Annotated in this window: 28 protein-coding genes; 15 read left to right on the forward strand and 13 right to left on the reverse strand. The window is 48.5% G+C overall.

All coding sequences use genetic code 11. From position 1 onward, the window contains the following. The first annotated feature begins 47 nt into the window (after positions 1-47). The 4 genes from NGAR_RS06535 to NGAR_RS06550 all read left to right on the forward strand — a co-directional run bounded on the left by NGAR_RS06535 (position 48) and on the right by NGAR_RS06550 (position 2,049). On the forward strand, positions 48-1,028 hold the full coding sequence (locus NGAR_RS06535) for a DNA-methyltransferase (protein ID WP_015018887.1): 981 nt from the start codon (positions 48-50) through the stop codon (positions 1,026-1,028). A 22-nt stretch (positions 1,029-1,050) separates the two neighbouring features. Beyond that, a complete protein-coding gene (locus NGAR_RS06540; protein WP_015018888.1) occupies positions 1,051-1,383 on the forward strand; it encodes a hypothetical protein in 333 nt (110 codons plus the stop codon). Positions 1,384-1,541: 158 nt separating this feature from the next. Continuing rightward, complete coding sequence (locus NGAR_RS06545) at positions 1,542-1,733, forward strand: hypothetical protein (RefSeq protein ID WP_015018889.1); 192 nt, start codon at positions 1,542-1,544, stop codon at positions 1,731-1,733. Positions 1,734-1,797: 64 nt separating this feature from the next. After that, positions 1,798-2,049, forward strand: coding sequence for a winged helix-turn-helix domain-containing protein (locus tag NGAR_RS06550; protein ID WP_015018890.1), 252 nt, complete (start codon positions 1,798-1,800; stop codon positions 2,047-2,049). Between the two features lie 86 nt (positions 2,050-2,135). Here the strand turns inward: NGAR_RS06550 and NGAR_RS06555 are convergent, their stop codons facing one another. Further along, on the reverse strand, positions 2,136-3,107 hold the full coding sequence (locus NGAR_RS06555) for a ParB/RepB/Spo0J family partition protein (protein ID WP_015018891.1): 972 nt from the start codon (positions 3,105-3,107) through the stop codon (positions 2,136-2,138). Positions 3,108-3,320: 213 nt separating this feature from the next. Then, positions 3,321-3,671: a hypothetical protein gene (locus NGAR_RS06560; protein ID WP_148681082.1), complete on the reverse strand. Its 351-nt coding sequence runs from the start codon at positions 3,669-3,671 to the stop codon at positions 3,321-3,323. 531 nt (positions 3,672-4,202) lie between these two features. Here NGAR_RS06560 and NGAR_RS06565 point away from each other — a divergent pair. Both NGAR_RS06565 and NGAR_RS06570 read left to right on the forward strand, forming a co-directional pair. After that, positions 4,203-4,481, forward strand: coding sequence for a hypothetical protein (locus NGAR_RS06565; RefSeq protein ID WP_148681083.1), 279 nt, complete (start codon positions 4,203-4,205; stop codon positions 4,479-4,481). Between the two features lie 295 nt (positions 4,482-4,776). Then, a complete protein-coding gene (locus tag NGAR_RS06570; protein WP_015018894.1) occupies positions 4,777-5,205 on the forward strand; it encodes a hypothetical protein in 429 nt (142 codons plus the stop codon). A 40-nt stretch (positions 5,206-5,245) separates the two neighbouring features. Here the strand turns inward: NGAR_RS06570 and NGAR_RS06575 are convergent, their stop codons facing one another. Then, entirely contained in the window at positions 5,246-5,494 is a 249-nt protein-coding gene (locus NGAR_RS06575) for a winged helix-turn-helix domain-containing protein (protein WP_015018895.1), read from the reverse strand. A gap of 142 nt (positions 5,495-5,636) precedes the next feature. Between NGAR_RS06575 and NGAR_RS06580 the strand changes: the two genes are divergently transcribed. From NGAR_RS06580 to cobT, 4 genes are all read left to right on the forward strand, one after another. Beyond that, the gene (locus tag NGAR_RS06580) at positions 5,637-6,263 is read left to right on the forward strand and encodes a hypothetical protein (protein ID WP_015018896.1); all 627 of its coding nucleotides are present in this window, start codon (positions 5,637-5,639) and stop codon (positions 6,261-6,263) included. Positions 6,264-6,355: 92 nt separating this feature from the next. After that, on the forward strand, positions 6,356-7,027 hold the full coding sequence (locus NGAR_RS06585; protein WP_015018897.1) for an NAD(P)H-hydrate epimerase: 672 nt from the start codon (positions 6,356-6,358) through the stop codon (positions 7,025-7,027). Further along, complete coding sequence (locus NGAR_RS06590; protein ID WP_148681084.1) at positions 7,024-7,650, forward strand: MBL fold metallo-hydrolase; 627 nt, start codon at positions 7,024-7,026, stop codon at positions 7,648-7,650. The genes NGAR_RS06585 and NGAR_RS06590 overlap by 4 nt, the downstream gene beginning before the upstream one ends. A gap of 2 nt (positions 7,651-7,652) precedes the next feature. Beyond that, on the forward strand, positions 7,653-8,735 hold the full coding sequence (gene cobT, locus NGAR_RS06595) for a nicotinate mononucleotide-dependent phosphoribosyltransferase CobT (RefSeq protein ID WP_015018899.1): 1,083 nt from the start codon (positions 7,653-7,655) through the stop codon (positions 8,733-8,735). On the opposite strand, the gene NGAR_RS06600 is transcribed toward cobT, so the two are convergent. From NGAR_RS06600 to NGAR_RS06620, 5 genes are all read right to left on the reverse strand, one after another. After that, the gene (locus NGAR_RS06600) at positions 8,732-9,073 is read right to left on the reverse strand and encodes a hypothetical protein (protein WP_015018900.1); all 342 of its coding nucleotides are present in this window, start codon (positions 9,071-9,073) and stop codon (positions 8,732-8,734) included. The genes cobT and NGAR_RS06600 overlap by 4 nt on opposite strands. A gap of 61 nt (positions 9,074-9,134) precedes the next feature. Then, complete coding sequence (locus NGAR_RS06605) at positions 9,135-9,749, reverse strand: DNA-3-methyladenine glycosylase (RefSeq protein WP_015018901.1); 615 nt, start codon at positions 9,747-9,749, stop codon at positions 9,135-9,137. Further along, positions 9,746-10,342 carry a uracil-DNA glycosylase gene (locus NGAR_RS06610; protein ID WP_015018902.1) on the reverse strand — a complete coding sequence of 199 codons (597 nt, stop codon included), beginning with the start codon at positions 10,340-10,342 and terminating at the stop codon, positions 9,746-9,748. The genes NGAR_RS06605 and NGAR_RS06610 overlap by 4 nt, the downstream gene beginning before the upstream one ends. Before the next feature lie 22 nt (positions 10,343-10,364). Beyond that, the gene (locus tag NGAR_RS06615) at positions 10,365-10,637 is read right to left on the reverse strand and encodes a hypothetical protein (RefSeq protein WP_015018903.1); all 273 of its coding nucleotides are present in this window, start codon (positions 10,635-10,637) and stop codon (positions 10,365-10,367) included. 1 nt (position 10,638) lies between these two features. Further along, entirely contained in the window at positions 10,639-11,514 is an 876-nt protein-coding gene (locus NGAR_RS06620; RefSeq protein WP_015018904.1) for a SirB1 family protein, read from the reverse strand. Between the two features lie 197 nt (positions 11,515-11,711). On the opposite strand from NGAR_RS06620, the gene NGAR_RS06625 reads away from it, so the two are divergent. Both NGAR_RS06625 and NGAR_RS06630 read left to right on the forward strand, forming a co-directional pair. Beyond that, entirely contained in the window at positions 11,712-13,202 is a 1,491-nt protein-coding gene (locus NGAR_RS06625) for an ammonium transporter (RefSeq protein WP_015018905.1), read from the forward strand. A 156-nt stretch (positions 13,203-13,358) separates the two neighbouring features. Next, positions 13,359-13,544: a hypothetical protein gene (locus NGAR_RS06630; RefSeq protein WP_148681085.1), complete on the forward strand. Its 186-nt coding sequence runs from the start codon at positions 13,359-13,361 to the stop codon at positions 13,542-13,544. Positions 13,545-13,546: 2 nt separating this feature from the next. Here the strand turns inward: NGAR_RS06630 and NGAR_RS06635 are convergent, their stop codons facing one another. Continuing rightward, positions 13,547-14,713: a cation:proton antiporter gene (locus NGAR_RS06635; RefSeq protein ID WP_015018906.1), complete on the reverse strand. Its 1,167-nt coding sequence runs from the start codon at positions 14,711-14,713 to the stop codon at positions 13,547-13,549. Between the two features lie 1,195 nt (positions 14,714-15,908). Here NGAR_RS06635 and NGAR_RS06640 point away from each other — a divergent pair. Both NGAR_RS06640 and NGAR_RS06645 read left to right on the forward strand, forming a co-directional pair. Then, positions 15,909-16,088 carry a hypothetical protein gene (locus NGAR_RS06640; RefSeq protein WP_148681086.1) on the forward strand — a complete coding sequence of 60 codons (180 nt, stop codon included), beginning with the start codon at positions 15,909-15,911 and terminating at the stop codon, positions 16,086-16,088. A gap of 115 nt (positions 16,089-16,203) precedes the next feature. Then, entirely contained in the window at positions 16,204-17,172 is a 969-nt protein-coding gene (locus NGAR_RS06645; protein ID WP_015018910.1) for a hypothetical protein, read from the forward strand. Positions 17,173-17,267: 95 nt separating this feature from the next. On the opposite strand, the gene NGAR_RS06650 is transcribed toward NGAR_RS06645, so the two are convergent. Further along, on the reverse strand, positions 17,268-18,176 hold the full coding sequence (locus NGAR_RS06650) for a DNA-3-methyladenine glycosylase family protein (protein ID WP_015018911.1): 909 nt from the start codon (positions 18,174-18,176) through the stop codon (positions 17,268-17,270). A 159-nt stretch (positions 18,177-18,335) separates the two neighbouring features. On the opposite strand from NGAR_RS06650, the gene NGAR_RS06655 reads away from it, so the two are divergent. Beyond that, positions 18,336-18,647 (forward strand): AbrB/MazE/SpoVT family DNA-binding domain-containing protein, encoded by a 312-nt coding sequence (locus NGAR_RS06655; protein WP_015018912.1) that lies wholly within the window; start codon positions 18,336-18,338, stop codon positions 18,645-18,647. A 6-nt stretch (positions 18,648-18,653) separates the two neighbouring features. Here the strand turns inward: NGAR_RS06655 and NGAR_RS06660 are convergent, their stop codons facing one another. The 3 genes from NGAR_RS06660 to NGAR_RS06670 form a co-directional block, all read right to left on the reverse strand. Beyond that, positions 18,654-19,466, reverse strand: coding sequence for an alpha/beta fold hydrolase (locus NGAR_RS06660; RefSeq protein WP_228369315.1), 813 nt, complete (start codon positions 19,464-19,466; stop codon positions 18,654-18,656). Between the two features lie 34 nt (positions 19,467-19,500). Continuing rightward, entirely contained in the window at positions 19,501-20,049 is a 549-nt protein-coding gene (locus NGAR_RS06665; RefSeq protein ID WP_015018914.1) for a ribonuclease H family protein, read from the reverse strand. Positions 20,050-20,139: 90 nt separating this feature from the next. Then, on the reverse strand, positions 20,140-20,373 hold the full coding sequence (locus NGAR_RS06670; RefSeq protein ID WP_015018915.1) for a hypothetical protein: 234 nt from the start codon (positions 20,371-20,373) through the stop codon (positions 20,140-20,142). Positions 20,374-20,396: the final 23 nt, after the last annotated feature.

Below are 20,396 nucleotides of genomic sequence, written 5' to 3' on the forward strand. Positions count from 1 at the left end.
CTATAGCAAATGTCTCTATTGCAAAGCCAAGATATATTCTGAAGAAATTGTCGCTTGCTCACGGCGCAAGGGAAAAGCCAAGAATAAAGTCGGGCCGGTTAGTGCTAAAAATTATTATCCTTGCGCCTGATTGCGGAATCATGGCCGGCCGCAGAAAAACAACGGAGACCAGTGACTTTGGGGTGTCAAGGCGCGAAGGCCATGACTCTTCAAAATTTTACAGCCGCAAACTTTATGACAATAATGGCAAGGACGGCACAAGCTCTAGTGGCGTGGAAAACGCCGTACCGCCAGAATATGTTGACAAGGTCCTGTGCAAGAGCAGCGAAAAGATGACCGAGCTGCCTGACTCGTGCGTTCATCTTGCAGTGACCTCGCCTCCCTACAACGTTGGCAAGACCTACGACCAAGATCTCACGCTTGCAGAATACCGACAGCTGCTCAAGACCGTGTTTTCAGAAGTGTTCAGAGTGCTCGTAACCGGCGGGCGGGTGTGCGTCAACGTAGCCAACCTTGGAAGAAAGCCGTACATCCCACTCCACAGCTACGTGATTGCAGACATGCTTGACATCGGATTTCTGATGAGGGGCGAGATCATCTGGAACAAGGGCTCTAGCGCCGGCGCGTCGACTGCTTGGGGAAGCTGGCAATCGGCTGCAAACCCTGCGTTGCGCGATACACATGAATACATCTTGGTATTTTCAAAGGGTTCATTTTCGCGTGCCGCCATGGGCCGGTACAACACGATAAGCAAGGAGGAATTCCTGTCATATACTAAAAGCGTCTGGGAATTCCCTGCCGAATCTGCAAACAAGGTCGGGCACCCCGCGCCCTTTCCTATAGAGCTTCCATACCGCTGCATACAGCTGTACACCTTCTGGGGCGATTTCGTGCTCGATCCGTTCTGTGGGGTCGGCTCTACCTGCGTAGCGGCAATCAGGACCGGCAGGCATTTCTTGGGCTATGAGACAAAGCAGGAATACGTTGGCTCTGCGCTCAGGCGCATCAGCAAAGAAGATATGACATGAAGTGCACATATATCAGCTGCATATGCCAGAGAACGAAATCGTGTATCTGAAGTACCAGAACTTGGAAGACATGCTCAAGGTGATAATCTACTCTGCCCAGTCGATGCTTGGTGTCATTCCCATGCTGTACCACATCAGCCACAACGGCAGGCACGTCCTCTTTATCCAGACCGGGACTGTGGGTGGCGTGACGGTCCATTATGTCATCCAGAATGAAAAGCCGGCCAAGAAGTTCATCCAGCTAAAGAGGCTCTCTGGCGAATACACGTTCATAGATAACCTCGGCACTGACGCACAGTCGTTATACGTCCCGATCCTGCAGCTTGATAAATCGACACTTGCGTTCCCTGCCTAGAAAAAGTTTTAGGGCAAAGCTGCACATGCTCTTGCATCAGATCCCGAAAACCGAGCAGAAAAGCAAAACCTGCAAACGAGGTTTCAGAAGAGGATATCAACGCTCTTCTGCAGGCCATAAAGGAATTTGATGGCTACCCAAAGTTAAAAGACCTTGGCATGATGGTACCCTCACTCACCCCGCTCCAGATAAACGTCATTGTTCGCTACCTCGAGAGATCCGGCGCAATAGTCATAGACACTGAAGGCTACATAGTCTGGACGCGCAAGGAACAGAAGCAGCTGACGCTTGGCGAAGTCGCCGAGATAAGCGGGGATCTCAGGGAATTCCTTGAAAAGCGCGGTGAATAGAGGATTCTACTATAACATCTCGCCATCTTATTTTTATTGGGACTGCTTATGTAATTCTTCTGGTATGAAGTATCGAAGCAGGACGGATATTGTTGCCACGATACTGGATGCTGCAAACGGCGGCTCTACCAAGACCAAGATAATGTACAAAGCCTATCTGTCGTACGCCCAGCTAAAGGAATATCTCACAATATTGATTGAAAACGGCCTCTTGGAGTATGAGGAAGGCCAGCTGAAATACAAGACTACCGAAAAGGGTCTCCGCTTCATGAGGACCTACAACGAAATAGGAGAAATGGTCTCAACGGAGACATGACCAACTTTTTTCATACCTAGTTTTTCTGTTTGAGAGCCGCAGAAGTCCATTGGATTGAGCGACAATAAAGATGATGGTCAATCCCGTCAAAGCGCCTGCAGCTTTTGTAGATTTTTCAATTTGCTTGCCTGTCTTAACAATTGATCTAGTTGTTCATGTAATCTAATCCTATGCTGCATTAGCAGCTCTTTTGTGATCCAGAAACTGTCTAACGTGGATGAAGCTCGATCATCCTCGATGTCTCCTATTATGTCATCTATATTTCTGAGCGATAACCTTATGCCAAGTGCACATCTTTTTAGCAAGGGATTTGCAACACGAAATAACAATTCTGATTGGTTGGCGCTGCTACTATTATTATCATCTATATATTCCTCAGTGAGCTGCCTTGGTAGCAGAAATTCTAGCTCGTTATTGCTTTTATCTAAAGATACATCAAGATCCTTAAAGTTTTCTTTAAAAACTTTGACCACTCGTCTTGCTTCCTTTGCGCTCAAATTGTTCTCTAGGATGTAGTCTCCTAAATTTTCAGCAATCTCTGTGTTACTCAGAGGAAACAATTCTTCTGCAGTGCTTACGTTAATCTTGCCCTGCGCGATATCCTTTTGTAGACTCTCAGGCAGTGAAAGTAGCTTTATTCTTTTGCTTACGTATTCTTGGCTCTTTCCTATTTTCCGAGCTAGGTCTGACACGCCTCCCCAACCAAAGGTCTCAATATATCTCTTGAATGCAATGGCCTCTTCGATTGGGGACATGGTTTGTTGTTGCACATTTTCTGTTATAGAGATTTCATAAGCTTCTTTATCATCTACATCAACTATATGACAGATTATCTTTTGCATGCCCAGACGTTTGCAGGCTTCAAATCGCCTGTATCCAGCTATCAATTCATAGCGATACTCATTATTCTTTGGCCTGACAACAACCGGATGAATCAGACCTCTTTGCATGATGGATACAGCTAGCTGATCTAGAGATTGCCGCGGATTGCGTAATATGTTTGTAGAATATACTATGTCATCTATTGCAATTGTCTGGAATACGCCTAAATTGTACATGAAAGATTAATTTTGGCATGCATTATAAGGATTTCACCAACAAAATTCAGAATGAGGTACTATTCAACACAGTATAACAATTAATGATGTGACTATAACGTCTTCCTTATTTCCTTTAAAAGAACTACAAAAATGTTTGTAAAAAAGTATAGAGGATGTAATTAGCAGTGTGCTATATGTTACATTCCTCGATTTGGTTCACGCTGTGCTTCCTTAGCAATCTCCTCCTCTTCCGCCAGGCCCGCCAAATCCTCCTCCAAAAATTCCACCTGTGCCCCTTCCATCTCCGCCATTAGCGCCATTGTGACATGCAGAACCAGGTCCACCCGCTCCGCCAAAACCTAAACCAACCAGATCGCCGTTAGCAGTTCCATCTCCGCCATCTTGGTCTGTTTCGCCATCTCCACCAAAAGCTGCTGCAAACTTGCCGCCATTAGCGTTCGCGTTATTGCCATTGTCTGCAAAGCCTAACGCTACGTCTTGGCCATTCGCTGGCTGGTTAACTCCGATGCCGACTCTCCCTTTAGTGGCATGATTGACAACATCTGCTTGGCTCTGTGTCACAGGCGGTTTTAATGCACTTGCTGATCCAGTTACAATTCCGATGCTTGCTGATACTAGTAAAATACTCACTGGTATCAAAAAGTAGCTTTTCTGTATCTGGTTATTTCTCATACAAATTTGAATAATCATCTTGCATATATCGACTAGCAAAAAGTAAAGTTAATATCCAAAAATGTATGGAGGTTCTGAATCGAATTTTCAATTGCATCTTAAAGGCACGCAATCGAGTGTGCCAAGAAAGATATTTTGCCACAAGTATCTTATGCTATCATATTTTCAGTGCATCAGGAGCCGTCTAAAAGACAACAAACTTCAATGCGTCATCCACCGCTAACAATAAAGAGATTATTCCAAAAATTTGAATGCATTATTCTGACCCTCTGAATATAAAGGCAGCACATATTTGCTTGGTTATTCTGCATCACAATGTTCTTACTAATAAGAAACAGATCAATCGATTTTGACATCATAAGTATAAGAATTTTTGGCCGCGGGATTTCTTATCACCGAGACTAACTTTACTACTGAACGATGAACACAACAAGATTAGTCATGCTTGCGACAGTAGTCGCAACCACTTTGGTACCGGCAGCAGCAGTCGCTCAAGTGACTGGTGGCAACGGCGGAACTGCCACAGGTGGCAACGGTGGCAACGGTGGCAACGGCGGAGCTGGCGTAGGTATCGGCGGCCTCTTTGGAATCGGCATCGGTGGCAACGGTGGCAACGGTGGCAACGGCGGAAATGCGAACGCTAGAGGCGGAGACGCTACTTGCAACTCCTTTGTTGCGCTCCTGTCTGGCGTCTGTTAGGCCAAATCCAAGGATGAACAAACCTACCCACCACCTTTTTCTTTTTTCAATTGCGATGATGTTTCTGTTTTTGAACAAAGAGAAGTCAGTCGAACGCTATGTGAAAGTCAAAATTTTTATTCGCCATCGAATAAATTCTGCTGCAATGTTAATTATACAAAATCATAGTTAAATTTTGGAAAGATAATGTGCAAACCCCATTGTCCCCATAATATCCTAATTGCTGCAAGGAATCCCGAATATAATGCCTAGTTAAGCAATTCCTTTTAGGCAAGAAGATCTCTCTTTTCATGAGATGATGAATAAAGATATCTATGTAAAGAGTCTGGCGCCGATTGCTATTGTCAGTGTAGTTTTTTCTGCAGCTGATGGAGCCAACACTTCCTTATTTGATATCCTATCTTCAATCTTACACTATTTTGGAATAGAAATTCATGGCAATGAAATAGAACTTAATGGTCATGAAGTTAATTCCAATCAAAACACATCTTTAGCTAAAGGGGGAGATGGAAGTAATGGTGTTGCTATCGGCGGGGATGGTGGCAACGGTGGAGACGGTGGAGACGGCGTAGGTATCGGCGGCCTTCCCGGAATCGGCATCGGTGGCAACGGTGGAGACGGTGGAGACGGTGGAGATGCGAATGCTAACAGTGGAAATACTGCAAATGGCAAAGACGGTCAGGATGGCAAAGATGGTGTAAGTATGAGCGGAGTGTTTCCGTAGCTTTTTCATGCTGTCCATCTTCAAGAAATTGCAGACTGAACTATGTTGTTCCCATTAATTCCGCCATACGGATATACTTTTCAATGAATAGGAGCCCCTTGTGTGTAGTAACGTATACCTTTGTCTTATCGTCATAGTAAATCAGACCGTTATCTATCAAGAGTTCTAGATAATCGATCAATTTTTCATATCCTATGTATGCCTTGTACATTATCTTAGTTTTGCTTGTGCCGCCTTTTGCTGCTCCTAATATCTGGGCAATGGTTTCAGTGCGACTTCGATACTTCACATGTCGCTATCTGAAGAATAGTATACAATAAAGCATGTGTGGCAAGATCTCTTATAAGTCATAAACAAATCAGCTCCTTTACAGCGAGATCGTGCAAGCCGTCACCATCTTGCGGCAGAGCATCATAGAGTGAGGGCAGAAGATGGTGCATTTTAGAAATGACAAGATATTAATTTCCTCTGTGGCTGGCGCTGGCGCAGCAGCTACGACCATAGTCCTGTTCCTTTTGCCATTACTCAGCAGCGGCGACACTGGGATAACCTACCGGGGCTATGTAAGCGAAAATAATATCTATAATAATTCTCTATATAAATTATCAATTGCGTATCCGCCAGGCTGGAAGGTGCTAGAAGACGTAGGCATTAAAAACTCGGAGATAGGAAGCGCATTTGGCACAGATCGATTAAGTTTTGTTGTTGTATTTGCTGGACCAGTTCAGGATAATTTTGCAACCAATATCAACATCGAAACCAACTACATGCAGGGAATGTCACTTGAAGAATTTGCCCAAAATACCGAAAAATCACTGGCATCAACTTTTAGCAAGAATAACTTTACTGTCTTGGACAAAGGTCATACAGAGATAAACGGAAGGGATGCATACTTTATTACGGCAACTCTCGAAATGGAACAGCCCATAAAGAACGAGCTGGTTATACTTGAACGCGACAACTATGCCTATATTATCACATACAATGCGATGGCGACTACTTTTGACGATCACATACAGGAGTTTGAAGATAGCCTGTCTACGTTCGAATTCTTATGAATGCCTTTTGGAATCCAAAGGGAAATTAATTCAGGTTGCAAATCTGTGGCAGCGGTCAATACTTTTATGTTGGCTAGCCAGACCGTCAGGTATTGAAGAAGCCGATCACTTCAGACCAGATGTATCGCATTGAAGAGAACGGTCATTCTGTCTTGGGCATGCGCCGCTTTCTAATGATGGAGAATGCCGGGCATGGCGTGGCCGATTTCATTGTACACAAGTTCAAGAGACTGAAGAACAAAAGAATAGTCGCGGTGTGTGGCACAGGCAACAATGGAGGCGACGGGTTTGTCGCGTCGCGCCACCTTGCAGGCCATGGCACAAAAATAACTGTCATCTTGCTTGGAAGCCCTTCAGACCTTCGAAGCGAGGAGGCGAGGCTCAACTGGGGCATAATTGAAAAGATGAATTCGATAGAGATAATCTTTGGCAAAGAGCTGACAGACGAGATAAAGAGCCGGATCGCAAAAGCCAACATAATTCTGGACAGCATATTTGGCACCGGCATCAAAGGCGGGATCCGGGAGCCGTATGCGTCTGCGATAGATGCCATAAACAAGTCCAAGGCGTACGTTCTGGCAGTTGACGTCCCCTCGGGCTTTGACCCGAACACTGGCCAGATCCACGAAAAATGTGTCAGGGCAGACGCCACGATCACCTTCCACCGGCTCAAAACTGGGCTTACAAAGGGGAAAAAGTACACGGGGCCGGTGCACGTGGAGTGGATAGGGATACCGCCGGAGGCGGAATCAGGCGTCCTATGAACCCCGTGGTATTGCAGATACCAGTAGGCCAGATGGCCAACTTTACATATATTATCGCCGATGAAGAGAGCGGCGACGCAGCCGTCATCGACCCATCATGGGATCTGGATGAAGTATTTCGTGCGCTCAAAAAGAACGGTTGGCGCGCAAAATACGTCATCAACACCCATACCCACTTTGACCATGTGCTTGGCAACGAGCAATTGGCAGAAGTGACCGGCGCCAAGATAGTACAACACAAAAACTCGCAGCTGGGAAAGGACATTGCAGTCTCTGACGGGGATGTGATCGAAATAGGGAGCCTCAAACTGCGCGTGCTCCATACACCGGGGCACTCCAAGGACAGCATGTGTCTCATACTTGACGGCCGGCTGGTCTTTACCGGCGACACGCTCTTTGTGGGCAACTGCGGCAGGACAGACCTGCCGGGGAGCGATCCTGCAGAAATGTACCACAGCCTATTTGACAGGCTTGCCAAACTAGACGACAAGCTGATCGTGTACCCCGGCCACAACTATGGTACTACTCCCACGTCAACCATAGAGCGCGAGAAAAAGACAAACTATCTCCTCCAGCCAAGGTCGAAACAGGAGTTTCTGGCATTCATGTCCGGCGGTGACTAGCCATGCGAGACATTGCGGCATCGCACAAGCTTGCGATCAAAAGATTTGCAGCAAAAAATCCGGTCTTTGTATGCGTAATATCATACACTGCTACGAGCGAAATCCCGGGGCTCACAGTCGCAGGTGCAAATCCTGAGCTGGTGAAATACACGTCACCAGCAGACGCCGAGTTTCTGTACTATGGCCGCTGCAGATGCATAGATGCAGTTCCTGCAACGCCTGACGGTAAGCCTACACCCGCGCTCATTACCCGAGCGGCGCTTCAAGCGGCAGGGATCCCGCTCTTGGTGGTTGATGCGGGGGCAAAAGTCAAGCCTTCAATTCCCTGCGTATCGTTTGGACTGGAGCCGGGCAGAAACATCGCGAATGAAAACGCGATGGACTATCATATGGTCGTGCAGGCGTTTGGGCACGGCGAGCTGCTTGGGAAGCAGCTGGCAGCCCTATCCGATCTGGTGGTAATTGGAGAGAGCATCCCCGGCGGCACTACCACTGCTCTCGCAGTGCTAGGCGCGCTTGGCATAGACGCAAGGTTCAAGGTAAGCAGCAGTATGCCGGAAAACCCCCATAGCTTGAAAAATAGCGTGGTTGCGTCTGCTACAAAGCGGGCTGGAAGCATCATCACCCGCTCGCCCTTTGAGGCGGTCGCGGCCTTTGGGGACCCGATGATGCCGTCAGTGGCCGGCATTGCAAGCGGCGCACTGGCAGCAGGAGGTAGGGTGATGCTTGCCGGGGGCACGCAAATGTCGGCAGTCGTTGCGATATTGAAGCGCATAGGCAGGCCCCTAAGCAGCCTCTGCATAGGCACTACCACATACGTGGCAAAGGACCCGTCCGCGGATCTGGCCGGCCTTGTCAAGGCAGCGTCAGGGCAGGTTCCTGTCCTGTCGTGCGATCTTCATCTTGGCGAATCGAGCAAGCCGGGGCTGCAGGCATTTGCAAAAGGCTTTGTCAAGGAGGGAGTCGGGGCAGGCGGCTCCTCGATAGCTGCCATGCTAAAATTGAGATGCAGGATAACCGGGGAAAAATTGCTGAAGGCGATAGAAAAAGAATACGAGACTTCTATAGGAACCGCGCGGCGCTAGCCGATCACGTCCTTGACGCCAGTAAACATTTGGGACATTAACTGCTCCTGCAGCTTGTAAAAGTACGATTTCATGCCGATGCCACTTTCTGAATCTGCCTGCTGCTGGATTGCAGCTATCAGATGGGGTGCCATCCTGTTTGACACTCGTATGTAGAACCTGCTCTTTATTCTGCCGTCTTGCGATATGACCAGCTCCCTTTTGAAGTCTTGCGGGGCGAGCTGCCTTGCCTTGGCATCGATGGCAGTGTACATGCTGACAAGAACCTCTGGCTTTACTCCCAGCTTGTCGCTGTCATCCATCGTAACATGATAGGTCGATATTCCTTGGTTTTGCATCGAGTATGTGAATGCCGCATTGCGATAAAAACCGGTGATAGAACTTCAGCTTACCGTCTAGTCATATTGCCTTGATCTGAATCCTTCTCGATACATAGGGGCTTGCAGGGTCTACAAAGCGCCATTTCCTGTCAACGGCGCGGGTGATCCCTATCCTCGGGGTGGCCATAATGCGTATAGATTTGCTGATGCCAAATTCGATATGGAGCTCTGACTCGGGGTTGGTCATGTCGACTCCGTTTAGCGCGGACGATATGTTGAGGGCCTGTGTAAGCTTGCCAGGTCCCGATGTGAGCGAAAATGCGTCGTCGACAGGCCGCAGCTTTTTCATTATCTCGATGCCTTCGACAGGCTCTAGCCCGCGTATTAGGACTGCGCCTGCCTCTATTGTGCTCGATCTTGCAGAGACGTTCACGCAAAAGTGGTTGCCATAAGTGAAATAGACATAGGCCCTTCCAACATCGCCAAACATCACTCTGTTTCTGGCCGTTGGGCCCATACATGCGTGGCTAGCTGGATCGTCGCTGTAGCCATAAGCCTCGGTCTCAACTATTGTGCCGGCAAGCCTGAAGATCCTGCCGTTCTCTCTGATGGTACGCACCAGCTTTTTGCCGACAAGGTCCCTTGCCACCACTTCGGTGGGCCGCCGGTAAAATGAGATTGGCGGGCAGCTCACAGATAATCCTCCATAGAGTGCTTGCCTTCTTCTTTTTTGATCTCATTTGCCAGCTTTTTCAGGTCTGCTTCAAGCGCTGAAAGGAGGTTCTTATTGTATATGGCGGCCGCTGGATGGAATGTCAGAAAATATTTCTGGCCGGCCCTTTCTACTATCTTGCCCCTGTTTGCAGTTATTGAGCCTCCGCCAAGGAGCGAAGAGTATGCAGTCCTTCCAAGTATGCATATGACCTTTGGCCTTATCAGCGCGATCTGCCTGTCAAGGTACGGTCTGCAAGCGGTTACTTCGTCTTCCTCTGGCACCCTATTGTTCGGGGGCCTGCACTTTACCACGTTTGTGATGAATACCTGCGACCTCCCAATGCCTGCCTTTTCAAGCAGGTTATCAAGGACTCTGCCGGCGGCACCTACAAACGGCCTGCCTTTCTCGTCCTCGCTCTTGCCAGGAGCCTCGCCTATGAACATTATTTTGGCCGACAGTTGGCCCTCACCGGGCACAGCGTTCTTTCTGCTTCTTGATAGCTTGCAAAGCGGGCAGCCTCTGACCTCTGCTGCCACCTTTTCAAGTGAATCGTGCTGCTTTTGAGCCGCCACAAAATGTCATCTCCTTGATAACTTAAGAAACATTGCCTTTCCTCTTTCTCATAAACCCTATCACGACTAGCATAATGCCGGCCACGACGCCGTAGACAGAGTAAACGTACGAATTGGTGACAATCGAGCAGTTCCTTTCCATTTCTTCAAGCTGCGTTGGTGCCAAGACCGACCTGTCTACAAGCGCAAGATCGGACAAGCACCTGACGCCCTGAAAGTTCAGATAGATTGCAATCGCGCCGCTGACTGATAGGATTATTACCCCAACGTAAAGGTATCTTCTTGCGGATGCCAAGTCATTTCGCGCCCGATCTGATCTGGCGGATTATGTCAAGTATGTCGTCTGCATCCTCTGCCTCTGGGTTTATCTCAAGATATGAATTCAGTATTTTTAGCGCCTCTGACGGATCGCCCTTTTTCAAAAGCATTATGCCCTTGTCCCTTATTGCGTCCGGGTTGTATTGGTCGATAGCAAGCACCATTTCGTTTGCGATGCCGTACCTGTCTATGTCCTGAGCTTCGTAGTAGCTGCCCTTTAGGTTGTTCAGCATTCTGATTATCACCTGAGCGGACGTTGCCTTTTCCACCAGAGCGTGGGTTAGGGGTATGTTCTGCCGCGGGTATGTCTGGTCGAGCAAAGCCTTTAGCGAATAGTCGTCCATGATCCTGCCGCCGTTGAAAGGGTCAACAATTATTTCGCCGCTGTTATCTTCAAGCACGTGCTTTATCAAAAAGTGGCCGGGGAAATTCACCGGGTGCATCTTGAAGCTCGCCGCGCGAGCGATGCGCAGGTATAGTATTGCAAGCGTAATCGGGATTCCTGTCTTGTGCTCAATAACCACGTTGAGGTAGCTGTTCAGCGGGTTGTAATAGTCATCAGTGTTTGCCTTGAACTTGTGCACGTTGAACAGGTAGTCATTTATCTTGTCTATTATCTGGGTCGGCCGCCGGGGCGTGCTGAGGGTTTTCTTGATCAGCTGCGCCACCTCATCTCCCATGGAGTCTATCTTTGCCAGTGTAGCTGGGACATCAAGGTTGGGGTATGCTAGAATCCTCGCAAGATGCAATGCATATTCTGCTAGCCTGTCTGTGTCGTCAGATGACGTTACATCTTTGACGACGCTACTCTTCCAATCCTGAATCAAAGAATCAATGTTGTTATTGACGGCCACTTGTACCTCTCTCAAGCGAGAGGCATATATTTATGTCAATCATGGCTGACGGTGCTTAAAAACGCGTTAATAAAATCCATTATCATAAAATATTGTTTTTACGTTATTATTCTTTGCTTTTCACCAAACCAAAATACTGCCGGATTGGGAAAAATTAAGCTAAATACTTTTATTCAAACTTCCTAGCCTTCACTTCCATGGCAGACGGTAAAGTGAAAACTCTGAGTTCCAAGATCGCTGTACTGGGTCTGGCTTCTGTGCTAGCTGCGCTTGTCGCCATTAATTTCTCTGGCACGGCGCTCGCTTACACGCCTGACGACCCAGCTGCAGTATATCATTTGTGGGAAACAGACGAAGAAGGCAACTATGTGCTAGATGAAGAAGGAAACCTGATACCTGCAGCAATAGACACTGGCGACCATGCATGGATGCTGACATCGTCCGCGCTGGTGCTTATGATGACTCCTGCGGGTCTGGCCATGTTCTATGGAGGTCTGGCGAGGCAAAAGAACGCTGTGAACACCATCCACATGGTCTTCATAACCACAGGTGTGATTGCAGTACAGTTCACTCTGTGGGGCTACAGTCTGGCCTTTGGACCTGACGCTACGGGGCACGGGTTCATTGGAACACTTGACTGGGCAGGATTGCAGAACGTACTCCATGACGCACCCTCCAGCCAGTATGCTGTCACAATACCACACACCTCGTTTGTCGTATTCCAGATGATGTTCGCCATCATCACTCCAGCACTGATTGTAGCATCGGTGGCAGAGAGGATGAAGTTCAGCGCGTTCATTATCTTTATCGTAATCTGGGCAACGTTTGTCTATGACTTTGCAGCACACTGGACTTGGCAGATTGCGGCACCTGACAACTATGGAAGGAACCCTGACTACTGTGGCTTTGGATGGACTGGATGTCTAGGTTCTCTAGACTTTGCAGGCGGAACGGTCATACACATCACGTCTGGCTGGTCTGGACTTGTAATTGCCCTCATGCTTGGACGCAGGCTGGGATATGGCAAGATGCCAATGGAGCCGCACAATGTATCTCTGGTAGTGCTCGGTGCAGCTCTACTGTGGGTAGGATGGTTCGGCTTCAACGCTGGTTCTGCGGGTGCAGCGGCTACCAACGCTAGCAGCGCGTTCATGGCAACCCAGATTGCAACAGGCATGGCAGCAGTAACATGGGCTTTGGTCTCGTGGGGACACACTGGAAGGCCCTCGACGGTTGGTGCAGCATCTGGTGCAGTAGCAGGGCTTGTGGCAATCACGCCAGCAGCCGGATTCGTTTCGCCAATGTCTGCAATAGTGATTGGCATTCTGGCTGGCATTGTCTGTTACGCAGCAGTGGCGTTCAAGAACCGGAGAAAGTGGGACGACGCACTGGATACCTGGGCCGTACACGGCATCGGTGGTCTTGCAGGCGCTATCCTTACAGGCGTGTTCGCAGAAGCGAGGTTCACTTCGTGGGGCGACAATGGCCTAGCATTCGGCAACCCTGCCCAGCTGTATGAAAACGCTGTTGGCGCGTTTGCAGCTCTAGCATGGGCAATGGGCATCACTGCAATCATTATCAAGGTAATGGATGTAGTGTGGCCAGGAGGCATAAGGGTCACTCCAAAGGAAGAAGAGATAGGCCTTGACTTGGCGCAGCACGGAGAAAGGGCGTACGTGACAGGGTAAGGAAAACTTACCTTTTTCTTCTTTTTTATATTTTTGATCCGCAGCTTATTGTCAAGTCTGCATGTTAGAGCTAAAAAGTGCTCCTTTTGTTGGCGCGGGCGCACAATCTTGAGAGACAATAAATATTATATCTTAGTATTCGTAATTGCTTTCAGCATGAGTGCTCGGGGCAAATTTACGGCCGGCCAGACATGGGGAGCTTTGAAAAAAGCGTGGAAGGGCTACAAGATCGCCAAGGTGCAGAATGACAAGACAAAGATGACAGAGTATGCCAGAAAGATCAAAACTCTGCAAGGCGAGCTTGGAATAAAGCAGTCCTCGTTCCCCGAAATCGGCATCTGATATCACTCGTACACTGCGACGACCCTGCTTCCAAGCTTCACCAGCATGGGGCCTATGAACGTCGTCAGAGCAACCGCCATCCCTATTATTGGAAAGAGCATGCTGCTGATGACTCCAAGGTCCTGACCGGTTTTTAGCACGATGAACGAAAACTCGCCCAACTGGGCCATGCTCAGGCCGATGCCTATTGCAAACGATTTATCAAATCCCATTAATCTGGTGCCGGCGTACACCGCGCCAAACTTGCCAAAGATCGTCACAAGTGTGATTATCGCCACCGGAACCCAGTACACAGAAATCAGCGAAAGATCCATCAGCGCGCCTATCGTGACAAAGAATATCGCAGTGAAGATTTCCCTTATGGGAGAGATCATGACGGATATCTGCTCTGAGAACTTGCTGCCGGCAATGATCACGCCTGCCAAGAACGCGCCGGTGGCTGCCGAGAACCCGAGCTCGTATGAAAGGAATGCAAGCCCAAACGCCGTGCCAAGGGCGAACATGATGGTTATCTCATAGCGCTCCAGCTTGGCGATCAGCGCAAATATTCTGGGCATGACGAGGATGCCTACGCCTATCGTGCCGCCGATAAAGAGCCCTATCTCGCCCATAGTCACAATGATCTCGGTGAACGCGAACGAGCCACTGACGACGCCCGCATGCATTGCGCTTAATATCAGGATTGCCACCAGATCCTCGATCACGAGCACGCCTATCATGAGGATGGCAGACATGCTCTCCATCTTGCCCATGTCTTCGAGGACCTTCACAATTATGGCTGTCGAGCTTATCGAGAGGGCGGCCGCCAGAAACATGGCGTCATAGAACGACCAGCCAAGGGCGCTTCCAACTGCAAAGCCTATGGCAAGCATCACGAGAACTTCGATCACTGCGATGCTGGTCCCTATCCTGCCTATGGCGCGCAGCTGGCCCAAGGGGAACGAGAGGCCGACTCCAAAGAGCAAGAGGACGATCGCAATGTCGGAAAAGTTGTTCAGCATCTCTGTGTCCTTAATGAGGCTAAACGGCCCGAAAGGGCCTATGAGAATGCCTGCGATAAGGAACCCTAGAACCATCGGCTGCTTGAGAACGTATGCAAGTGCGCCAACCGCCGAGCATACCAACAGCAGGTATCCTAGGTCTCCTACAAGCTCGATTCCGACAGTCAATCAACAGAACAAGCTTTTTTGGTTGCTTTATAACACAGAGTCAAGATTACTCGACGTTTCGGTACTAAAAAGTAAATACTAGCCCGATCTCGATCCAATGGGGTCTTTCGATCTATTATCTCATGACAGCAATGATGAAAACAACCACAAATGGTTAAAACTAGAGGAAGCTATGGTCATCTTAAAATAAGTTGCTGGATTAATAGTGAGAAGCTTGTTATTCTAATAGGTCTATTGTTTCAAATTAGTTTGGTTTTGTTGGCGTTTCATCCAATAGCTGCGGACACACAAGGACAGACAAAAGGTACCATTAATCATGCAACAAACCTTAGTCTGACTGGTACCGCAATATATCCGGCCGTGGCTGCTTCTAGTAACAATGTCTATGTAGCGTGGACGGATTATTTTGTTGGAAATGACGAAATATTATTCAGAAAGAGTGATGATAGCAGCGCGACATTTAGAAATATTATAAACCTGAGCAAGAATCCGGGGTCGTCGCAACGTCCGCAGATAGTTGCTGCTGGAAACTATGCATATGTACTATGGAACGATAACACTTACGATGGGACTTGGAATATACTTTTCAAAAGCATCCGCACCAAAATACTACTTCCGTCGACAATACAATAAATCTGAGTGGAACTATTATCAATTATGAAGGAAGGAACGCTACATCCGTCAGTTAGTGGCACCTGTAATGGCCGTTTCTGGCGAAAATATCTACATCACATGGCAATCCTGTCTCGTGATCGACGATAGCGCACCCTGTGCTGAGAGTATTTTGTTTACTAAAAGCGACGATAATGGGACTACATTTGATAAGCCTATAATACTTTTTGAGGGGGTTGAGGCGGCGCAGGCTAGAATGACCATAGCCCACGACCATCTTAGTGGCCAAGATAATGTCGCTATTATCTGGTAGCATCCGGCGAGTATACCGATGAAATATTGTTCAGGCAAAGTACTGATAGTGGAAGACCTTTGGAAAGATCGCTACAATTAGCGCAGGTGGCGGCAATTTAGAAGAAAGATCGGGCAAGAACATACATGCACCTGTGAGGACTATCAGATTGTTGCAGAAGGAAACTTTGTCTATGTAGCTTGGAGCGGACTTACTTTTCCATCTGCTCTCTGTAATGTACAAATCATGCACTAAGATTATATACAAGCTTTTACTTTGGTGCTGATACATTTGCAATCTCGACAGCAAAAAGAAGCCGAGGTTATAAGCGAGATTCTGCTCAAGGCGGCCAGCGAGCCAGAATTCAGAAATGAGCTGATCAAGGATCCTGGAATTGTCCTAGAGAAATACGATGTTTCGCCTGAGGCAAAGCTGATTATCAGAAGAAGCATAATCGACCTGACGCAGTAGCAGCACTGCATTTAGAGAAGATTATATCGTGGAATTATAGTGATCAAGGCTCTTTAGAATATTTCTCTAGCTAATAGATAAAATTGTTAAAATTTATTTGTGCACGCTCTTTGCGATGAAGAAAGCACCTATAGCGGTCGCGCTAGTGCTGGTTTTTGGACTTTTCGCCGCAGCGGTTAGTCTTGCACCAGCAGTCGCGCAAAACACAACAGCACCGGACGGTAATGTAACAACACCAGGCGGAAACGTCACCGATAGAAATGTGACAGGTGGTAACGTAACAGCACCGGAAAATGAAACAGCTGTAGCAGGGGCAGAAACATTCTCTGCCAGAGGCTCTATTGCTACTCTGATCTTTGATACAGGCGAAATAACCACAACAGGCGAAATGCAAAACGAAACAGGCACAACCACTGGCAATGAAACAGGCCTGACTACTGGCAACGAGACTGGCGCAGCAGGCAATGTGACTACATCAGACAATATGACAACGACATTGCCGCAAATCATGACAGGAGGCACAGACGAAAACACGACTTTGACAGCAGACAATGAAACAACCACAGCGCAAGAGTTAGAACCGCCATATGTCTTGGCAGGCGACTGGAGCTTGGATGTTCAGGACGGCAGCGTAAACAACTTTGCGGCCAACTTTACGATGGTACACATCGACGGCACAAACCGCCACACTCATGAATTTAGCAACTTTGTATCTAACAACTCGACAACAATAGACACGAGCGGAAACGGAACATCATTCATCATGGGCACAGTTGATATCTCTGTGGATGGCGAAACAAGGTGGACAGGCGCAGATGCACTGATTATCATAGAAAGGAACAACGTGATCTCTATCTCGGTTGCAACAGAGGATACCGAAGACCACTTCAAGGGGCAGCCAATATACGGAATTGTCGAGTCAATGACCGATGAGAACGGCAACGAACTGATCGAGACAGGTGGCGCCCAGGCGGAGACAGCTGGCAATGCAACCGGCACCGGCAACCAGACCGGTGGAAACCAAACTGGTGGAATCCTAGAAAACCTCACCGAAGGGCTTCAGAACCTTACAGGCGGACAATGATAAACTCTTGCTGGCGACAGCAAGAATATCCTTTTTCTTTATTTTAAGAAGCGCCAACAATGAAGATTCCAAAACATTTTGTGCAATTGATGTCGTTACCATTTCTTGCCAGCCGACTGCCTCATGTGATAGTAGAGATACTGCTGCGCATAGCCGGCGTACCTCCCAAAATAGTCCCTCGCGCTTTCTGACAGCTGCTCGTATTGGTGTGGAGTGATCTTGTCTCCAAATTTCTTCTTGTGCAGCCACCTGTAGTGACCTGCGAGCGCCCTTGCAATCCAGACGTCTATTGGAAAGGCATCAAGCTTTTCAAGCGAAAACAAGAGCACGCAGTCGGCTATCTTATTGCCGACGCCATACACCTGCAGTAATTCTTTTTTGGCTTCTTCGTAGCCTGTGCTCTTGAGCACATCAAAATCAAGCTGTCCTGTGGCGATGGCGCCAGCCGCGGCCTTGATCGCTTTTGCCCTGTAGCCCAGGCCGCACGCCCGCAGCTCATCGATACTTGCCCTGTTGATATCGGAAGCCGATGGGAAGGTGAAAAACTCGATGCCATCGACATGTACCGGCCTGCCAAATTTCCTTGTCAGCGTGTAGAGCATCCTGCGGATCATGGGAATGTTGGTGTTGCTTGCACACACGAATGAAAAGAGGCACTGGTGTGGTTCCTGCCTCATGAGGCGGAGGCCCGGGTACGTCCTGACAAGCCTGCGCACAAGCGGATCGCGAGATATCTCTGAAAATATTGCTCTGACATCGTCGCCCATCCTGAACATTTTCTGCTCGCAGAGCCTATCTTCCGGGAACGCCGCAAATTCAGCGTGTCCATCTATCATCTGGGCGAACCTGACGATCCGGTCGCCGTGGACGCCGTACCAGGAATTACCGCGCTTTTCCCACAAAAAGACCTGTCCGCTGTTTATGCTGACGACTGGATCAAAGCTCTGATATAGCGACTGCAAGCCTGTTAGGCAGTTTCTACGATCCTTATTGAACTTTTTCATGAGTCCGGCTCAGAGTAACAAGTCACCTCATTCTGGCATCTACAGTCAGTTCCGTCTAGACTCTTCATCGCCTATGTTTCTAGGTTCAATCTGTTTTATTTACGGTTTGGACACTTACCGGTACCGTTAAATAAATGGCACACGTGTTTTTCGTGATATATGAGCTCTAACGATCCCATTGACCCCGTAGAAGCTTTCAGGAAGGCGATTGAAAAGGGGAGCGAGGCACAAAAGGACTTTATAAAACAGTTTTCCAATATCCAGCAGGATGTCATGCAGAACTACTTTACCGTGCTCCGGGGGTTGACCTTCTACAACGCAATGTTCAAGACTACGGTGCAGAGTGGCGGCAGGATCTCGATCCCGGAAGCTGAAAGGCAGGCGCTCAACATCGAAGAAGGCGACCTTGTGCAGGTTATCGTGGTGCCGATAGAGCGCAAGCGCAAAGGTGCACAGCAAAAAGAAACATAATAATAATCACTGGTCACTTCTGACCAAGAATTTCAAAATCAGCTTGTTAAACGTCATCGGCTTTTCCACGTATGGCGTGTGGCCGCAATTCTTTATCACCACAAGCTCGCTGTCAGGGATCTCGTTGTACTCCTTGGCGTATTGCACTGGTATCATCCTGTCGCTGTCTCCCCACACAAGCAGGGTGGGCGAGATTATCTTGCCAAGCCGCCCTTGCAGCTTTGGGGCGTACCTCATGCCAAGCAGGGTTGACATGAACGCGTACTTGGCATTTGGCAGCCTCATCCTGTTCACAAAGTCCATCACGATCTCCTCGGTGACGGCGTCCGGGTCGTGGGCCATCTCTCTGAAGGCCCTGTACGCGTTTTCATAGGTGGGATAGAGGGCTGCCATGATGTAGCCGTCAAGGGTCGGGGTTGATGTGCGCATCATGCCGGCAGGCGATACCAGGACCAGCTTGTCCACCTTGCGGTTGTGCCTTATTGCAAATTCTGTGGCAAGGTGGCCGCCAAACGATGATCCTACCACGATTGCCTTTGACACGTCAAGGTTGTCAAGGAACCCTGTGAAAAAGTCGAGAAAAAAGTCCATCGTGTATTCCACCGTGGGCTTGTCGCTGTATCCAAATCCAACAATGTCCGGCGTTATCACTCGGAAATATTTTGACAGGGTGGGGATCACGCGGGACCACCTTTCGGCGGAAGCGCCAATGCCGTGCAAAAGGATCAAGGTCTTGCCATCAGGCGGGCCGTGCTCGAGATACCTTGTGGCATAGCCGTTGACATATGTCAACCTCTGCGGCGTCGACTGCTCTTGCAATCATCTCGGTACTATCGTACCTCACTTAATATATTTATGCAGTGGCCAGGCTGCCGCTGTAATAATGGTTCATCATCATGAATCCGCTGGCGCTACTATAATAGTACTGCTTCTGGTACCGGTGCATCAGGTCTTCTTCTATCTCCTTTCTTCTCCTGCGTTCCAGCAGCAGGCCGGCATGGTTCCTCGCCCTTTCAAGGTAGTTGAAAATTATCATGTAGGGCATCCTGTCCAAGAGCTTCCTTATCGACGTGCAGATCCTCTGCAGAACTGCATCCCTGACCTTTGAAATGCCCTGCAGCTGCTCTATGCAGGTCTTTGAATCACTCCTAATGTTCACTACGATCTGCTTCCTTTTCTGGCTGCTGGCAAGCATGCTTATCTGGCGCTGGTTCTTTACAATGGCAAAATAAATCGCCAGCATCTCCATCCTCTGCACGCCGTACTTTTCATTTCTTGCCGGAGGGCGGAGGATTTTGATCCCAGGTTCTCCAGTAGAATGGTTGTACCAGGCGATATAACCGGACGGGGATCCATCGGCATCGATCGTGATGCTTGACAGACGCACTCCGTAACGTATCATCGGCTAACTTGCTTAATACCCTATCTAATAACAAAACTTTAGCTATGTACTCAACTATGTGAGACCTGAAACTGAAGAATGATTCCGGCATTACTGCCCTGAAGGTTCAGGGTTCCTTACTATGCCTTTGCCATAGTATGCGTATTTTACAAGAAAATAGTTGCCGTTCTTGCGAACAATGTCATGGAACAGGTGTGGGTACGCCTTGAACGCAGGTGTGTCAGATTCGTAGTGGCCACACCTCCAGCAGATCCATTCCGTCCACCTGCCGTCGCGGTATTCATAGATCCTGCTGCAGCATGCTGGACATTCGCTCAGCGACATATCATGCAATCGACAGATGTCTT

Origin of the sequence: Candidatus Nitrososphaera gargensis Ga9.2, from assembly GCF_000303155.1 — an archaeon.
GTDB lineage: Archaea > Thermoproteota > Nitrososphaeria > Nitrososphaerales > Nitrososphaeraceae > Nitrososphaera > Nitrososphaera gargensis.

What these genes read in the sequence shown, in the direction of transcription:
- NGAR_RS06630 (WP_148681085.1), top strand. Translation starts at nt 13,359, where the DNA reads ATGAGTGCTCGGGGCAAATTTACGGCCGGCCAGACATGGGGAGCTTTG.
- NGAR_RS06645 (WP_015018910.1), top strand. Translation starts at nt 16,204, where the DNA reads ATGAAGAAAGCACCTATAGCGGTCGCGCTAGTGCTGGTTTTTGGACTT.
- NGAR_RS06650 (WP_015018911.1), bottom strand. Translation starts at nt 18,176, where the DNA reads ATGAAAAAGTTCAATAAGGATCGTAGAAACTGCCTAACAGGCTTGCAG.
- NGAR_RS06625 (WP_015018905.1), top strand. Translation starts at nt 11,712, where the DNA reads ATGGCAGACGGTAAAGTGAAAACTCTGAGTTCCAAGATCGCTGTACTG.
- NGAR_RS06545 (WP_015018889.1), top strand. Translation starts at nt 1,542, where the DNA reads ATGATGGTACCCTCACTCACCCCGCTCCAGATAAACGTCATTGTTCGC.
- NGAR_RS06550 (WP_015018890.1), top strand. Translation starts at nt 1,798, where the DNA reads ATGAAGTATCGAAGCAGGACGGATATTGTTGCCACGATACTGGATGCT.
- NGAR_RS06665 (WP_015018914.1), bottom strand. Translation starts at nt 20,049, where the DNA reads ATGATACGTTACGGAGTGCGTCTGTCAAGCATCACGATCGATGCCGAT.
- NGAR_RS06670 (WP_015018915.1), bottom strand. Translation starts at nt 20,373, where the DNA reads ATGTCGCTGAGCGAATGTCCAGCATGCTGCAGCAGGATCTATGAATAC.
- NGAR_RS06600 (WP_015018900.1), bottom strand. Translation starts at nt 9,073, where the DNA reads ATGCAAAACCAAGGAATATCGACCTATCATGTTACGATGGATGACAGC.
- NGAR_RS06580 (WP_015018896.1), top strand. Translation starts at nt 5,637, where the DNA reads ATGGTGCATTTTAGAAATGACAAGATATTAATTTCCTCTGTGGCTGGC.
- NGAR_RS06655 (WP_015018912.1), top strand. Translation starts at nt 18,336, where the DNA reads ATGAGCTCTAACGATCCCATTGACCCCGTAGAAGCTTTCAGGAAGGCG.
- NGAR_RS06555 (WP_015018891.1), bottom strand. Translation starts at nt 3,107, where the DNA reads ATGTACAATTTAGGCGTATTCCAGACAATTGCAATAGATGACATAGTA.
- NGAR_RS06540 (WP_015018888.1), top strand. Translation starts at nt 1,051, where the DNA reads ATGCCAGAGAACGAAATCGTGTATCTGAAGTACCAGAACTTGGAAGAC.
- NGAR_RS06570 (WP_015018894.1), top strand. Translation starts at nt 4,777, where the DNA reads ATGATGAATAAAGATATCTATGTAAAGAGTCTGGCGCCGATTGCTATT.
- cobT (WP_015018899.1), top strand. Translation starts at nt 7,653, where the DNA reads ATGCGAGACATTGCGGCATCGCACAAGCTTGCGATCAAAAGATTTGCA.
- NGAR_RS06590 (WP_148681084.1), top strand. Translation starts at nt 7,024, where the DNA reads ATGAACCCCGTGGTATTGCAGATACCAGTAGGCCAGATGGCCAACTTT.
- NGAR_RS06565 (WP_148681083.1), top strand. Translation starts at nt 4,203, where the DNA reads ATGAACACAACAAGATTAGTCATGCTTGCGACAGTAGTCGCAACCACT.